The sequence below is a fragment of the Flavobacterium sp. XN-5 genome (assembly GCF_008033395.2).
In the GTDB taxonomy this organism is placed as follows: domain Bacteria; phylum Bacteroidota; class Bacteroidia; order Flavobacteriales; family Flavobacteriaceae; genus Flavobacterium; species Flavobacterium hiemivividum.
The window spans coordinates 140253-157292 of the sequence record NZ_VOGZ02000005.1 but is presented as its reverse complement, the minus strand read 5'-3'; the positions used below and the strand labels follow the sequence as shown (position 1 = coordinate 157292).

Annotated in this window: 12 protein-coding genes; 5 read left to right on the top strand and 7 right to left on the bottom strand. The window is 35.1% G+C overall.

Features of this window, described 5'->3' with window-relative positions; genetic code table 11:
- Positions 1-35 precede the first annotated feature (35 nt).
- A complete protein-coding gene (locus tag FQU23_RS10485; protein ID WP_147673780.1) occupies positions 36-494 on the top strand; it encodes an Lrp/AsnC family transcriptional regulator in 459 nt (152 codons plus the stop codon).
- A 155-nt stretch (positions 495-649) separates the two neighbouring features.
- Positions 650-2053: a dihydrolipoyl dehydrogenase gene (gene lpdA, locus FQU23_RS10480; protein WP_147673779.1), complete on the top strand. Its 1404-nt coding sequence runs from the start codon at positions 650-652 to the stop codon at positions 2051-2053.
- An 86-nt stretch (positions 2054-2139) separates the two neighbouring features.
- Here the strand turns inward: lpdA and FQU23_RS10475 are convergent, their stop codons facing one another.
- Complete coding sequence (locus FQU23_RS10475; RefSeq protein ID WP_147673778.1) at positions 2140-2517, bottom strand: DoxX family membrane protein; 378 nt, start codon at positions 2515-2517, stop codon at positions 2140-2142.
- A gap of 247 nt (positions 2518-2764) precedes the next feature.
- On the opposite strand from FQU23_RS10475, the gene FQU23_RS10470 reads away from it, so the two are divergent.
- The 3 genes from FQU23_RS10470 to FQU23_RS10460 are packed head-to-tail and all read left to right on the top strand — an operon-like array spanning position 2765 to position 7454.
- Positions 2765-4051 carry an anthranilate synthase component I family protein gene (locus FQU23_RS10470; protein WP_147673777.1) on the top strand — a complete coding sequence of 429 codons (1287 nt, stop codon included), beginning with the start codon at positions 2765-2767 and terminating at the stop codon, positions 4049-4051.
- Positions 4052-4098: 47 nt separating this feature from the next.
- Entirely contained in the window at positions 4099-5409 is a 1311-nt protein-coding gene (tilS, locus tag FQU23_RS10465) for a tRNA lysidine(34) synthetase TilS (protein ID WP_147673776.1), read from the top strand.
- Positions 5409-7454 (top strand): protein-disulfide reductase DsbD family protein, encoded by a 2046-nt coding sequence (locus FQU23_RS10460; protein ID WP_147673775.1) that lies wholly within the window; start codon positions 5409-5411, stop codon positions 7452-7454. The genes tilS and FQU23_RS10460 overlap by 1 nt, the downstream gene beginning before the upstream one ends.
- 105 nt (positions 7455-7559) lie before the next feature.
- Here the strand turns inward: FQU23_RS10460 and FQU23_RS10455 are convergent, their stop codons facing one another.
- The 6 genes from FQU23_RS10455 to FQU23_RS10430 form a co-directional block, all read right to left on the bottom strand.
- Positions 7560-8873, bottom strand: coding sequence for an ammonium transporter (locus tag FQU23_RS10455; protein ID WP_147673774.1), 1314 nt, complete (start codon positions 8871-8873; stop codon positions 7560-7562).
- A gap of 277 nt (positions 8874-9150) precedes the next feature.
- Positions 9151-10455: an amidohydrolase family protein gene (locus FQU23_RS10450; RefSeq protein ID WP_147673773.1), complete on the bottom strand. Its 1305-nt coding sequence runs from the start codon at positions 10453-10455 to the stop codon at positions 9151-9153.
- Positions 10456-10501: 46 nt separating this feature from the next.
- Complete coding sequence (locus FQU23_RS10445; protein ID WP_147673772.1) at positions 10502-13492, bottom strand: amidohydrolase family protein; 2991 nt, start codon at positions 13490-13492, stop codon at positions 10502-10504.
- Between the two features lie 174 nt (positions 13493-13666).
- Positions 13667-14740 carry an alanine/ornithine racemase family PLP-dependent enzyme gene (locus tag FQU23_RS10440; RefSeq protein WP_147673771.1) on the bottom strand — a complete coding sequence of 358 codons (1074 nt, stop codon included), beginning with the start codon at positions 14738-14740 and terminating at the stop codon, positions 13667-13669.
- Positions 14740-15891, bottom strand: a complete 1152-nt coding sequence (alr, locus tag FQU23_RS10435) for an alanine racemase (protein WP_147673770.1) — start codon at positions 15889-15891, stop codon at positions 14740-14742. The genes FQU23_RS10440 and alr overlap by 1 nt, the downstream gene beginning before the upstream one ends.
- On the bottom strand, positions 15881-17035 hold the full coding sequence (locus tag FQU23_RS10430; protein WP_147673769.1) for an amidohydrolase: 1155 nt from the start codon (positions 17033-17035) through the stop codon (positions 15881-15883). Before FQU23_RS10430 ends, alr begins: the two co-directional genes overlap by 11 nt.
- Positions 17036-17040: the final 5 nt, after the last annotated feature.

Below are 17040 nucleotides of genomic sequence, written 5' to 3'. Positions count from 1 at the left end.
GGAAAAATTTACGCTTTCGCCAAATAAACTACAATATGACTTTAGACGCAATCGATAAAAAACTACTCTTGTTATTACAAACAGATAGTAAAAAGACAACAAAAGAATTGTCTTTGAAGTTAAATTTATCTGTAACGGCCGTTTATGAACGCATAAAAAAATTAGAGCGAGAGGGTATTATTGACAAATACGTGGTATTGCTCGATAAGGCCAAGATTGAGAAGGGATTTGTAGTCTTTTGCCATTTGAAACTTATTCAGCATACTAAAGGATTTTTAACTACGTTCGAAAGTGAGGTAGTTCAATTAAAGGAAGTGTTAGAATGTTATCATGTAAGTGGTGATTATGACTATATCCTTAAAATTGTAGTCAAAGACATGGAGGCTTACAGAGAATTTTTGGTCACCAAGTTAACGACTCTTCATCATATTGGCAGTACGCAGAGTACCTTTATGATTAGTGAAGTTAAAAACACAACTGTAGTTGAGGTTTAGTACTTGTTATCGCAAATACTGAATTGTTTGTGGGATATTAAATAAGATGATGTGTAAAATCTTAGAAAAATATATTTAATATTAAACTTTAAACAAAACTTAATTCCTTAATTTTGTGCGACATTTTATAAAAAAACAACAAAAATAAATATACTATGAATTCATTTGACGTAGTCATTATTGGTTCTGGCCCAGGCGGATATGTATCAGCAATTCGTTGTGCACAACTTGGTTTCAAAACAGCAATTATCGAAAAATATTCAACTCTTGGTGGAACTTGCCTTAACGTAGGATGTATTCCTTCAAAAGCATTGCTTTCTTCCTCGCATCATTATGCTGAATTAGCACATTTTGCTGATCACGGTATTGAAGTTTCTGGAGAAGTGAAAGTGAACCTAGAAAAAATGATTGGACGTAAACAAGCAATTGTTGACCAGACTTCTGGTGGTGTGAAATATTTAATGGATAAAAATAAAATCACTGTTCTTGAAGGATTAGGTTCTTTTGTAGATGCAACTCATGTTGCGGTTGCAAAAGCAGACGGAAGTAGCGAGACTGTAGAAGCAAAAAATATAATAATTGCAACGGGTTCTAAGCCTTCTAATTTGCCATTTATCAACATAGATAAAGAAAGAATTATTACATCTACTGAAGCATTAAAATTAAAAGAAGTGCCTAAACATCTTATCATCATTGGTGGCGGTGTTATTGGTATCGAATTAGGTCAAGTATATTTACGTTTAGGAGCTCAGGTTTCTGTTGTTGAATACATGGACCGAATCATTCCTGGAATGGACGCTTCATTGTCTAAGGAATTAACTAAAGTATTGAAGAAACAAGGAATGAAATTCTACGTTTCTCATAAAGTGAAGTCCGTAGAAAGAAACGGAGATGCCGTGACTGTTCAAGCAGATAATGCTAAAGGTGAGACTATTACTTTACAAGGAGATTATTCTCTAGTTTCTGTTGGTCGTCGTCCTTACACAGACGGATTAAACGCTGACAAAGCAGGAGTGAAAATTTCTGATAGAGGAATGGTTGAAGTAAACGATCATTTACAGACTAATGTTGCTAACATATACGCTATTGGTGATGTTGTTCGTGGAGCGATGTTAGCGCACAAAGCGGAAGAAGAAGGCGCTATGGTTGCTGAAATATTAGCAGGTCAAAAACCGCATATCAATTACAATTTAATTCCCGGTGTTGTTTATACATGGCCAGAAGTGGCTGCAGTAGGGCAAACAGAAGAGCAATTAAAAGCTTCTGGAATAGATTTCAAATCAGGAAGTTTCCCTTTCAAAGCTTTAGGACGTTCAAGAGCAAGTGGAGATTTAGATGGGTTTGTTAAAATTCTTGCTGATTCAAAAACGGATGAGGTTCTAGGAGTTCACATGATTGGAGCTCGTTGTGCTGATTTAATTGCTGAAGCAGTCGTTGCGATGGAATTTAAAGCTTCAGCCGAAGATATATCAAGAATGTCACACGCACATCCTACTTTTGCGGAGGCGATTAAAGAAGCGGCACTAGCGGCTACAGATAATAGAGCATTACACGTATAGAAATTCAAATCTTACTGTTTTGTTTACCAAAAAAAGGAAACCCGTTCATTGAGCGGGTTTCCTTTTTTTTGTATTTGTACTATAAATTAATCCATTTTGAATAAACCTTTGTAGTTTTCCCAGTGAGTGAATATCAGGAAAATGTTCCCAACGAATACAAAAATAGCGAGGGGAAGGTTATCTGGAGTTAAGAAATAATTGATCAATAATATATTTAGTGTAACTGGGAGAATGACTAGATTAGCCAAGGTTGTGAATTTCCCTGTTACAAATGCCAAGCCACACAACAGTTCGACACCTTTTGCAAGCGGAAGTAAATACATAGAAGCTACTAAGCCAAGTTGGAATGCTTTAAACTCTCCTGTTGATGCAGGCTCAGGATTTAGGTGTAAAAAATAACTTACAGAAGTATAGAGAAATAGAAGTCCAAGTATAGTTCGAATAATAATGGTAGCGATTTTCATAATATTTAGGTTTATTGGTTAAAATTTAAAATGTACTGATGCGGTAAAGCTCATTTATTTTTAATAGTATATTTCCCCTTAGATTACCGTATATATCAGTATTAAAACAAACAATAAAAAATCGATTAAGTGTTTTAATATTAGTGTTTTATAGTAAATTTACGAAAAAATAACAACTGATTTTTCTGATAACCACATATTAAAGCTTTTTTTTTATCGTAATTTTGAATTTTAAAGACAAATTTTCTTGAGAACATCAATTTACAAGCTTATTTTAGATCCAAAATTGTTTAAAGAACAACTTCTAATTTGGTCACAACAATTTCGCGAAGTCATTTTTTTGGACAGTAACGATTATCCGCAGCAGTATTCAAGTTTTGATTGCGTCCTGGCGGTAGATGCTTTTACTTCGATTAAAACGGACCAGCATAATGCTTTTGAGGACTTAAAACAATACCAGCAAATTACTAAGGATTGGCTATTTGGCTATTTGTCTTATGATTTAAAAAATGATGCAGAGGATTTACAATCGAACAATTTTGATGGTTTAGATTTTCCAGATTTATTTTTCTTTCAACCAAAAAAACTATTTTTATTGAGAGGCAATGAAGTCGAAATTCAATATCTAAATATGTGTGACGATGAGGTTGAGGAGGATTTTACAGATATTAATTTGCAAACTAAACAAGTTGAACGACAGACAGCAATTTTAGAAATTCAACAAAGGATTTCGAAAGAAAACTATCTAGAAAAGGTTGCGACAATGCTTACTCATATTCATCAGGGAAATATATATGAAGCTAATTTTTGTATGGAATTTTATGCAGAAAATGCGGTTTTAAATCCATTGGATAAATTTTTTAAACTCAATGAAATTTCACAACCTCCATTTGCCGTTTTTTTTAAAAATCACACTCAGTTTTTGCTTTCGGCCTCACCAGAGCGGTATTTAAAGAAAGAGGGAGAGCTTCTTATTTCGCAACCTATAAAAGGAACTTCAAAACGATTTTTGGATCCTATTTTAGATGAAGAATCGAAGAATAAACTAGCAGAAGACCCAAAGGAGCGCGCCGAAAATATTATGATAACTGATTTAGTGCGCAATGATTTGTCGCATACTGCCCAAAAAGGATCTGTACAAGTAACTGAGTTATGCGAGATTTATTCTTTTATGCAGGTGCACCAAATGATTTCTACAATAATTTCTAAACTCGACTATCAATATAGTGCCGTCGATGCTATTAAGAAGTCTTTCCCAATGGGAAGTATGACTGGTGCACCAAAGATTTCAGCTATGAAAATCATTGAGGACTTAGAAGAGACTAAAAGAGGTTTGTACAGTGGCGCAGTAGGCTATTTTACGCCAAACGGAGATTTCGATTTCAATGTGATTATTAGAAGTATTTTATACAATCAGAAGAATCAATACGCTTCTTTTTCTGTAGGTAGCGCGATAACAGCATTGTCAATTGCCGAAAATGAATACGAAGAGTGCTTGCTTAAAGCAAAGGCAATGCGCGAAGTATTGCAATAATTGTCTTTCATAATTTAAAATTGAATTTTAATCTTTATTTTTGAGCTATGTTAGATAGACTCAAAAATAATATTGCTCAAAACTTTCCTTTTTTAGAAAATAAAAAACTTTTTTTGGCTACCAGTGGTGGTCTGGATAGTATTGTCATGGCTCATTTATTTAAGCAATTAGACTTTACAATTGCTCTGGCGCATTGTAATTTTCAATTGCGTGGAATGGAGAGTTTTGGAGATCAAAATTTTGTCCAGGATTTTGCTGTAGCAAATGATATTCCTGTTTTTATAACTCAATTTGATACAGAGGCTTTCGCCAAAGATTATAAGCTTTCGACACAAGTTGCGGCTCGCGACCTGCGCTATAATTGGTTTTACGAGCTTTTAGAAACAGAAAAATTTGATTATATCCTTACCGCGCATCATGCTGATGATAATATAGAAACGTTTTTAATTAATCTAAGCAGAGGAACCGGACTGGAAGGCTTGGTGGGAATACCAGCTCAGAATGACAAGATTATACGTCCTTTATTGCCTTTCTCGAGAGACGAAATTGCAAACTATGCCCATGAAAATAAGATAGAATGGCGCGAAGACAGCAGCAATATTTCCGATAAGTATTTACGCAATAAGATTCGGCATGACTTAGTTCCTTTATTAAAAGAATTGAACCCACATTTTCTAACTTCATTTCAAAAAACGCAATCTCATTTACAGGAATCACAAGCCATGGTCGAAGACGCTTCGATTATGGTGTACCAGCAGGTAGTGAAACAAGAGGAAGACGCATTCTATTTTGATTTAAATCAATTAAAGAAATTACCCAATTACAGCAGTTATTTATACCAGTGGTTGCGTGATTTTGGATTTAGCGCTTGGGAGGACATTTATAATTTGGTTGAAAGTCAGTCAGGTAAACAGGTTTTGTCGGCTGAGTTTCGGTTATTAAAAGATAGAGAAACCTTAATTCTGACGCCAATTGACTTGGATAATGATCAGCAAGAGTATTTTATTGAAGAAGAGTTTCAAGACGTTAATGTTCCCTTAAATCTTAGCTTTGAGAAAGTAGATGCCATTTTTATTCCTACAATTAGGACTATATTTGTCGATCAAGAAAAATTAGAGTTTCCGCTAGTTTTACGCAGATGGAATGACGGAGATAATTTTCAGCCTTTTGGTATGGAAGGCAAGTCTAAAAAAGTGAGTAAACTTTTTAAAGATGAAAAATTATCATTGTTAGAAAAAGAAAATATCTGGGTCTTATGGTCAGGAACTAAAATAGTTTGGATAATTGGTCTTAGACAAGATGAAAGATTCAAAGTCGATAACAACACCAGCAATATATTAAAAATAGAATTACAGTAATGAAGAAATTATTATTTATCCTTATCACTTTTCTGGCTTTCGCCAAAGTAAACGCCCAAATCCTTGATCCAGCAAAATGGACAACAAAAATCGAAAAAAAATCAGACAATACTTATTTGTTAACCTTTGATGCAGTAATAGAAAATGACTGGCATTTGTATTCTCAGTTTACTCCAGACGGTGGTCCGCTGCCACTGGAAGTTAATTTTAAGAACGCAAAAGGTAATTACGCTCTTGTAGGTAAAGCCAACGAAAGTAAGACTAGAACGGCTTTCAATGACATTTTTGAAGTTAACGAAACCTTCTTCGAGAAGAAAGCGCAAATACAGCAGCTCGTTCAAATTACAAATCCCAAAGCTTTTTCAATTGAAGTCGAACTGAATTATCAGGTTTGTAAAGAAGTATGTATTAATGTAGAGAAGAAATTTACGTTTTCTATAGCTGCAGGTTCCACAGTAGTTGCAGTCTCAAATGAAGCGGCTGCAGAAGTTGATGCTGTTGTAAATGTTGTTGAAACTGATAGCGTAAAAATAGATTCATTAGCGCCAAGTCTTGGTGAAACTGATATTGCGGTTGCTCCAACTGAAAAAGTAGTAGTTGAGGAAGCGAAATCAGATACGCAAAGAGGCTTGTGGTCTATCTTTTTTATTGCGTTTTTATCAGGATTTGCAGCCTTGCTTACGCCTTGTGTATTTCCAATGATCCCTATGACGGTAAGTTTTTTTACAAAGCAAAGTAAAACAAGAGCGACTGGGATTAGAAATGCGATTATCTACGGGGTTTCGATTATTGTTATCTACGTATTACTTGGATTTTTAGTGACTTGGATTTTTGGTGCTGATGCATTGAATGCTTTATCCACAAATGTGTGGTTTAACATAATATTCTTTGTCTTATTAGTAGTTTTTGCAGCTTCGTTCTTGGGAGCATTCGAAATTATGTTACCTAATTCTTGGGCAAACAAGGTCGATAGTCAAGCAGACAGAGGCGGAATTATCGGGATTTTATTTATGGCTCTGGCTCTTGCAATTGTTTCGTTCTCTTGTACTGGACCAATTGTTGGTACATTATTAGTAGAAGCTGCTTCCAAAGGAGGAATTGCTCCTATCATTGGAATGTTTGGTTTTTCATTGGCCTTAGCCTTACCATTTATGCTTTTCGCTATGTTTCCAGGATGGTTAAATACCTTACCAAAATCAGGCGGATGGTTGAATACCGTAAAAGTTGTTTTAGGATTTCTAGAATTAGCTTTAGCCTTTAAATTCTTATCGAATGCCGACTTGGTACTTCAATTGCATTTGTTAGAAAGAGAAGTATTCTTAGCGATTTGGATTGCTATTTTTGGAACATTGGCTTTTTACCTATTCGGAAAAATCACCTTGCCACATGACAGTCCAATTACACATATCTCGGTTGGAAGATTAATGATGGGATTATTAGCTTTAACCTTTACGATATATATGATTCCGGGACTTTGGGGAGCACCGTTAAAGATCATTAGTGCTTTCCCTCCAACGTTGGAATACAGCGAAAGCCCTAAGGGTCTGGGAGGCTCAGGCGCGAGCGCGACAAATGTAGTTTTGCCAGAAGGCGCTAAAAGCGGTCCTCACGGGATAGTACTATTTCATGATTATGAAAAGGGATTGGCTTATGCCAAAACGGTAAATAAACCCATTATGCTTGATTTTACAGGATATGCTTGTGTAAACTGTAGAAAAATGGAAAACAATGTTTGGTCTGACAACGCCATTCTACCTATTTTAAACAATGAAGTGGTATTGATCTCCTTGTATGTTGATGATAAAAGAGATTTGCCGAAAAGCGAACAGTTTGTATCAAAAACCACAGGTTCAGAGATTGAAACAGTAGGGGATAAGTGGACTGATTTTATGATATCTAAATACAAAACTAATACACAGCCTTTGTATGTTTTAACAGATTTAGAAGGTAACAATTTAAATAAAGTAAAGCCAACAATTAGTTATGTAGGTGTAGCTGAATATGAAAGCTGGCTGAAAGCTGGAATTTCTAATTTCAATAAATAAAATAAAATAGCAAAAAAAAAAAGAGGCTGTCAGAAAATACTTTTCTTAGGCTGCCTCTTTTTTTTGTGCTATTTTTAAGGTGCGACAAGCTTTTTATAAATACTATTATAGAAACTCCCCGTGTTGAGAAAGGTCTAAACCTAACTCTTCTTTCTCTTCACTTACCCTTAACGGTGTAATTTTATTGACAATAAAAAATAATAAGTATGAGGATAAAAAGGCGAAAATCGATACTCCTACCAAAGCGATTAATTGGTTGAAAAACAAGGTGGTTTCACCAAATATTAACCCCTGATCCGTAACCGCAGAATTTACTGCCGAAGAGGCAAAAACTCCAGTTAATAACATACCAGTCATACCGCCTACACCGTGACAAGCAAAAACATCTAAAGCATCATCGATTGTACTTTTATGGAATCGAGTTACAGCAAGATTACTTACAATACTACTAAAAATTCCTATGAATATGGCATGAGGCATACTTACAAATCCAGCTGCAGGAGTGATAGCTACTAATCCTACAACAGTACCAATACAAGCTCCCATTGCTGATAGTTTGTGACCAAGAATTTTATCTAAGAATACCCACGCCATTCCAGCAGCAGCAGCAGCTATAGTTGTAGTCCCAAGTGCTTGTACCGCAATTCCATTTGCGCCTAAAGCAGAACCTGCATTAAAGCCAAACCACCCAAACCATAATAATGCTGTTCCTAATAATACATAAGTGATACGAGCAGGATTTGATTTTTGAGACTTTCTTTTTCCTAAAAATATGGCGCCTGCTAATGCCGCCCAACCTGCACTCATGTGTACTACCGTTCCACCGGCAAAATCCAGTACCCCCATTTTGAATAATATTCCTTCTGGATGCCAAGTCATGTGACATAAAGGAGCGTAAATTAATATAATAAAGAGAACCATGAATAACAAATATGCCCAAAAGCGAATTCTCTCCGCAAAAGCACCTGTAATTAAAGCGGGTGTAATTATTGCAAATTTGGCCTGAAACAAAGCAAATAATAGAAATGGAATAGTGGGAGCTGCCTCCCAAGCGGTGTGGATACCAACTCCTTGAAAGAACAGAAAGGGAATAGGATTACCGATTATTCCTCCGATTGTAGGGCCAAAAGACAAGCCAAAGCCAATTACGATCCAGAGTACAGTTACAATGATCATAGCCATGAAACTTTGTAACATGGTGCTGATCACATTTTTTTTACCTACCATTCCGCCGTAAAAGAATCCTAAACCGGGAGTCATAATAAGAACAAGTGCTGTGGCAACAATCATCCACGCGGTGTCGCCAGTGTCGAATGCTATTTCTTCTATCGGAATTGGATGGGCCGATAAAATCGAAGTGGAAAACAAACTTAGTACTAATAGGGAAATCAGCAATATGCTTAATACAATTTTTCTCATTTTGTGTTTATTTAGATTTCGACAAAAATATAAAATATTACAAAGCACCCCTTTAAAAATGATTACTGTCTGGATATTTTTATTATATTGTGATAATGACCCCTATTTTTTTACGGGTATTCAGAATTAAATTGTTCGAAATAGGGATTTATTAATCTTAAAGCACATTAGAATTGACTATTGTTTTTATTTTCGATCTAATTCAAAAAAAAACAGACAATTTACTGTGGCGTAAATTGTCTGTTTGTGAAGCTAAAGCTATTTTGTGTGAAATAATCTAGTTTTGATTGAATTTTTCTTTATATCTCTTATTTAGTACAGACTGATGCGTTTCAAGACTGATCATTCGACCTTGTATAAAAGCATGTGATATTTTATTAGTTCTCATGTCTAAGGCATCACCAGCAGAAAGGAATAAAGTGGCATCTTTACCTATTTCTAGTGTACCACATTGAGCGTCTATTCCTAATATTTTGGCTGTATTAGAAGTGATTAATTGTAATGCTTGTTCTTTATCCATTCCGTAAGCAGCACATGTACCTGCTAAAAAAGGTAGGTTTCTGGTATTCATACGTTCCATGTCACCACTGTTTTCTAATCCTACTAATACTCCTTTGTCAGTTAATAGCTTTGCTACTTTGTAAGGTAAGTTTACATCGTCATCTTCATGCTCTGGCATATCATGAACTCTTTTTAAAAGAACAGCTACGTTATTTTTTTGTAATAATTCGGCAGTTTTATATGCTTCGTAACCGCCTACAATTACCATTTTTTTAATGCCATTACTTTTAGCTAATTGTACAGCATCAATAATTTGCTTTTCTTCATTAGCATTAATGAATAAGGTTTGAGAACCATCAAACAATCCTTTTGTTGCTTCAAAAGTTAGATTTCTTTCTTTTACATTTTCAACTTGATACGCTTTTGCATTGGCCAAAAATGTAAGAATCTCATTGATTTGAGTTTTGTAGTCTTTGTTTTCTTCAATACTTCCTGGTTCAAACCAAGATCCACTTCTCTTGTAGCTGGATGGAAAATTAAGGTGGATACCGTCATTTTCTTTCATAAGTGCATCTTCCCATGTCCAAGCGTCCAATTGAACAATAGATGAAGTACCTGAAATTCTCCCGCCGCGAGGTGTGATTTGGGCAATTAAAACACCATTAGGCCTTACGGTTTCAATAACTTTAGATTCGGAGTTGTAAGCTATGATACTTCTCACGTGTGGGTTAAGTTGCCCAATTTCATTTTCATCATCAGATGATTTAATGGCATCGATTTCTACTAATCCCAGTGTTGAGTTTGGCGCTATAAATCCCGGATAAACCTCTTTGCCGCTAGCATCTATGGTCATGTCATAAGCACTTTTGTCTATTCGAATTGTAGTAGCGTCAGCAATCATAATGATTTTTCCATCTTTAAAACCTAAGGCGCTATTTTCGATAACTTGTCCGTTACCGATATGTGCTTTAGCATTTAAAATCAATATGGATTTTGATTGTTTGGGAGCCGGCGTTTGTTGTGCATTTGTAAATAATGAAACACTCAATGCCAATACTAATATATATATGTTTTTATTCATTTGTCTCTAATTTATTAGGTGATAATAACTCTTAAGGTTCAATTTATTAATGTTCCATAGTATCACAGTGGTATTCTACTTTCTCTTTTCTTTTTGGTTCTTGAGTTGGTGCACCTTGGTTTTTCTCTTGTAGTAATTGACCAATTAGCTCGTTTCTTTCTTTGGCAATAGCCGCTCTTTGAAGCTCATCTTTTTGCACATCATAGTAAACTACACCTTCAATTAAAGTTTTTTCAGCTTTAGCATAAATCGAAAGAGGATTGTTATTCCAAAGTACGATGTCAGCATCTTTACCTACTTTTATACTTCCTACTTTGTCATCGATATGTAATAATTTAGCTGGATTCAGAGTCACAAATTTCCAAGCTTCTTCTTCCGAAACATCGCCATATTTCACCGCTTTTGCAGCTTCTTGATTCAATCTTCTAGACATTTCAGCATCGTCAGAATTATAGGCTACTAGTACTCCAGCGTTATGCATTATTGGCCCATTATAAGGGATTGCATCATTTACCTCAAACTTATAAGCCCACCAGTCAGCAAATGTAGAAGCTCCAGCACCATGTTCCTTCATTTTGTCAGCTACCTTATATCCTTCAAGAATATGAGTGAATGTGTTGACTCTAAAGTTAAATTTTTCAGCGACCTTCATTAGCATTAAAATTTCTGATTGAACATAAGAGTGACAACTAATAAAACGCTCTTTATTAATTATTTCAGCTACTGTTTGTAAATCTAAATCTACTCTTGGAGCAATTCCTTTTCCTTTTTTCGAATTATAGTTTTTCCATGCTAAATCATATTCTTTTGCACGTTGAAAATAATCTGTAAAAACTTGTTCAACACCCATTCTTGTTTGTGGAAAACGAGTTGGGTTTATATTGCCCCAGTTAGACTGTTTTACATTTTCACCCAAAGCAAATTTGATGAATTTAGGTTGGTTTTTATAAAGCATCTCATCTGCATCTTGTCCCCATTTCCATTTTACAATGGCAGATTGTCCACCGATAGGATTTGCAGAACCATGTAATAATTGAGAAGTAGTTACGCCACCAGCAAGCTCTCTATAGATATTAATATCTTCAGAGTTTACAACATCTTGAATTGAAACTTCAGCACTAGAATTGTGTCCACCTTCATTAACTCCGCTTGAAATTGCGATATGAGAATGTTCGTCAATAATTCCGCTGGTTAAGTGTTTTCCTTTTGCATCAATTACAGTTGCTCCTGCATCAGAGATATTTTTACCAATTGCAGCGATTTTACCATTCTTAACTAAAACGTCTGTTTCCTCAACAATACCTTCTTTCTCATTTGTCCAAACCGTTGCATTTTTAAAAAGTAATGTTTCAGCAGTAAGTTTTTTTGCATTACCAAAAGCAACATTAGGAAATGTTGTAGGCATAATGATATTGTTCTTTTGTATTTTTAGTGAATCCACCGGTTTTATATAAGGAGCGATTTTATTGGCTGACCATTTCACTTCGTTACCATTAAATAAAATTGCTTTTCCTGAAAGAACTTGAACATCATCTATATATCCAATCAAGCGAGTGAATGTCGTTTGTGTAGAATCTGTTGATTTTAAAACATTCGAAATCCAATTATTTGAAATAGAAAGTTTAGAGCTTAATTTTTGAGAATTAGCTGTATTTACTTCCGATTTTGGAGACTCTATTTCGCCTGTAATTTTCCAGGTGTATTTTTTATCGGCGATTGTCAAGTCATATTCTCCTCTAATGTCCTTGATGGTGATGTCATTTACAACATACTTAGATCCTTGAACCCAGTTTTCATAAATTTTGGTTTGATCATCGAATATCGCACCGCTAGTAATTATGAAGTTTGCATAATTCCCGTTCTTCAAACTTCCAATTTCATTGCTTTTTCCTAAGATTGAAGCAGGTACAGTTGTTAATGCCTCTAATGCTTTTGTTTTGTCAAAACCATATTTTATAGCTCTCAGCAGATTTGTTCTAAAATCTTCTGTTTTTTTCAATTTATCAGTAGTCAATGCAAAAACAATCCCGTTGTCTGTTAACACTTTTAGATTAGTAGGCGCTTGATTCCAAAAACGTAAATCTTTCAATTCCATTTGGTTGGCCTGATTTGGATCGGACACATTATAAGCTTCAGGGAAATTTATTGGAATAATAAATTGAGCATTAGTTTTCTTAATTTCTTCAATTCTTTCGAATTCGTTTCCTATTCCTTTCATCACATATTTCAAACCGAATTCCTTAGCGATTTTTGAAGCTCGCATGCTATTTAGTTTGTCTTCTGTAGCAAATATTTGAACAAGTTTTTCGTTTTCGGCCAGGGCAGATAATGATAAATCCTTATTTTCAGCATTCCCATTTTTATACCACTTTAAATCATGATTAAGTTGTTTTAACAATGCAGTCATTCCCATCAATGAGCTAGGATAAGCTTGGTTTGAGGTAACGCTTCTGGTAAAACCAAAATGATTAGATGCTTTAGCAGTTATTAATCGGTTGCTTTTTTCATTATTATTTAATGCGATTAAAGAACCTGTTCCTCTGGCAATACCGTCGTGTAGATGAGTTCCCACTACACCAAATCCAGCTTTCAATAATTCTTCGGCTTTAGCTTGGTCGTATTTAAAATTATCATACGCATTCACTTCTGAGCGAATATGCTCATTCCAGTAATAACCTTCGCGCTTGGTATCATAGGATTGACTTTGGCGATTACCTTCTGTTCTTTTAGGTTTGTCCATACCAAAACTCGTGTACATATCAATAAAAGAAGGGTAAATAGATTTTCCTTCTAAGTTTATTGTAATGGTGTTTTTTGGAATGTTTACCGATGTTCCTGCTGCAATTACTTTTCCATTTTGAATAAGTAAAGTACCTTTTTCGATTATCTGCGTGGGAGTTACAAATATCTTGGCATTGGTAAAAGCCGTAAAATTGTTGTTTTTGTTTTGAACACTTTCGTTGTTAGGGAAGTATTCTTGAGCATTAATTTTTGGTATAAAAATTAATAAAAAGAGAAGGGTAATTATTCTTTTCATAGTTTTTTTGTTAGTTTTTGGGTAAAAATAGAGAATAAGTATGATATTTTTTGCTAAATTAAATAATTAACATCTGTTTTCTGACTTTAAGTCGGAGCTTGTGTTTTTTTCGAAAAAAAAAGGGAACATAAATAATTATTATATTCCCTTTTGTGATTTATTATTGACACTTTTCTAGCCAATCGTTTTTTCTATGTAATCTGAATTTAAAAGATAAAGTGCTCCCATATATTGAATCTTAAATGAGACTAAATCACCTATTTTATAGCCTTTTTTCGAATGAGAAATATCAATGACTAACATATCAGAGCTAGCGTCGACGATGGTAATATCAGCATCTTCTGCTTCAATATATTGTGGTTGCATGTCTAACAGTCCAATATCCAGAATTGCACGCAATGAAGTAACTCCTAAGTCGGTATTGTCCTCCATGACATAAGTGTTCCCAACGCCACTTTCGCCTAACTCACCTGTAGGAGCATCTGGTTTTTCGGTAATTTCTATAATCTCCGAATACAATTTAAAGACATCATTGTGCATGTCTTTAATAGTTTCACCAGTGAATAAGTCTTTACCAAAGAATAGTGCTTCTCCAATTCTGAAATGATTCACCGCCATAGGACGTGCATTTTTTAGAATTAACGGAATTGCTACAGAGGTTCCTCCGGAAACCCATGATATTTTAATATTAAATTTAGCTTCAATCAATTGTTTGTAAAGACTCAGTTGAATTAGCTTGTCTTGAGTAGGCATTATTCCACTCAGGCAATTTAGATTTGTTCCAATGCCTCGAATTTCGATATTTGGTAAACTTAGAATACTACCATAAAAATCAACTAATTCCTCGCCCATCACCCCTTCACGTAAATCGCCCATCTCAATCATAATTATGATTTTATGGATTTTATTTTGATTTTGCGCTTCTTTCGAAAGCATTTTTATGGTGTCAATTTCAGTATTAAAGCTTACATCTGCATAGCGAACAATACTTTCAATACTTCGTTTTGCGGGTGGTTTGATATAGACGGTTTGAATAGTAGGGTCTAAGGCTTTAATTTTTTTTAAATTACTAATTCGGGAGTCGTGCATTTCTCTCACTCCCAAAGCGATAATTTCCTTTAAATATATTTTATTTCCGCAAAGTAGTTTGGTTACAACGCCCCATTCTATATTTCTGGATTCGAAAATAGTATTCAAGTACGCATAATTCTCTTCTAATTTTTTTCGGAATAGTTTTATAAAAGCCATTATTCTATAATTTTACGTGGAATCGTTTTGGAAATTCTGGTTAATAATTCATAATTCAATTGGTTACTATAATCGCTAAAAGAAGCTATAGTTAGTGCGATGTCATTTTGAGAACCTATTAGTACCACTTCATCGTCTTTCTTTACTGATTCTAGGTTTGTTACATCGACTGTCATCATATTCATGTTTACAGAGCCTACGACAATACATTGCTGTCCATGAATAAGCACTCTTCCTTGATTGCTAAGCGAACGGCTGTAACCGTGGGAATAACCAATGGGAATTACGGCGACTTTCATTTTTCTTTCTGCCAGAAAACTGGTTCCATATCCTATAAACTCTCCAATTTTCACCTTTTTAACGCTCATTATTTGACTTTTCCAAGTAATAACTCTTTGTAGCGGATCAATTTTGCTCTTTTTGGTACTCAAATAATTTACAAATACTTCAGGACTTGGCCATAAGCCATATTGAAGAATCCCTATACGAACCATATCCATTCTGGTTTCAGGAAACATGATAGATGCCGCTGAACAAGCTGAATGTTTGATTTCTGGTTTCAGGTCATTCTTACAAAGATATTGATATATCTCTTCGAATCGCTTTATTTGCTTGTCCACTCTGTAATAGTTTGCTATACTTTCGGCACCCGCATAATGGGTGCAAAGTCCTTTAAAATAGACGTATTCTTTTTCTTTTTTTAGAAAAGGAATTATGCTATTTAGGACGTTCTTTTCAAAACCTGTGCGGTTCATTCCAGTCTCTACTTCGATGTGTACAATTGCTTTTTTATTAAGTTTTTTTGCTGTTTTTACAGCTTTTGTCAACCGGCCTTTATCAAAAACAAAAAATTCGATATTATTATCGACCACCCATTCCATGTCTTCGTCTTGAACGAGTCCCATGACCATTACGGTGGCTCTGTCTTGCAATTCTTCTATTATATCTCTTGCTTCCTGTACATCAAAAACCGAGAAATGTGCAATTCCGTTTTTATATGCCATCGAAACAATTTCCTTGACTCCATGTCCATAAGCATTGCCTTTTACAACGCATGATATTTGTACTTTTTTTCCAAAAGTAGTGCGGAGAAAAGACAGATTATTCTTGTAGGCAGTCGTATTAAGTTCTATTGTTGAATTAGTGTGCATTTGTAATCTTTTTGCTAATGTGATGAAAAATAGATACTCCAGCCGTAATGATTTCGTCTGGAAAATCGTAGTCTGGATTGTGTAAGGCGGGCGTTTCTGTTCCTGATCCCAGTCCAAACATCGCACCAGGGTAGTGTTGGGTAAACAATCCGAAATCTTCTCCCCAAGTAAAAGGAGTTTCTTTTTCCAATAGTTCAAAATGATTTTCGTTGGCAGCTACTCTAATAAAGTTGACCGCTGTTTCATTATTTTCATTGGCTTGGAAACCTTGCGTCCATTTGATATTGCATTTCAATCGATATTCATCTGCAGCAGTATTTGCTATATTTTCTAAAGTAGTTTCTACTTTTCTCATCTGAGAATTGCTATCACTTCTCACCGTAAAATGAATTTCTCCAGCTCCCGCCGAAACACCATAGGCTTTTTTGCCCATTTTAGTATAAATAGGAGTGATCAGGCAATAATTTTCTTTCGAAATGTCAGCTTGAATAAAAGTGTTAAACTGTGTAATAATCGAAGCTATCGCTAAGGCAGGATTGATTCCTTTTTCAGGTTCTCCAGCATGCGCTGTTATTCCGTCCAACTTTATTATCATGCTATTCACGGCGCAAGTAAATGTACCGTTTTTAACTACAATTTGGTTTTTTGGATATCCAGGTAAATTGTGTAGGGCAAAAACGTAATCGGGTTTAAATCTTTCAAATTTTGGATCTGAAAATAATTTTTGCGCACCGCTACCATCTTCTTCCGCAGGTTGAAATAATAGCATCACACTTCCCGTTTCTGGGTTGTGTTGGTATAATTGGGTGGCTAATCCACATAGAATAGCCATATGACCGTCATGTCCGCATTTATGCGACAAGCCCTCAGTGAGCGAACGATGTTCAAACGTATTGATTTCTTCTATGGGTAGGGCGTCCAACTCGCATCTAAACAATACCGTTTTTCCTGGCTTTTCACCTTTGTAAATAGCAATAATTCCAGTTCCTCCAATAGTGGTTATGACTTCATCAGCTGGATAGTTTTCTAGAAAAGAGATTATTTTTTTTGCAGTTTTCACTTCTTTTCCAGACACTTCCGGATATTTATGTAGTTCCTTTCGCAGTAGAACAAGGGGGTTCATGCGTTGGTTTAAATTCTCCATTTTGG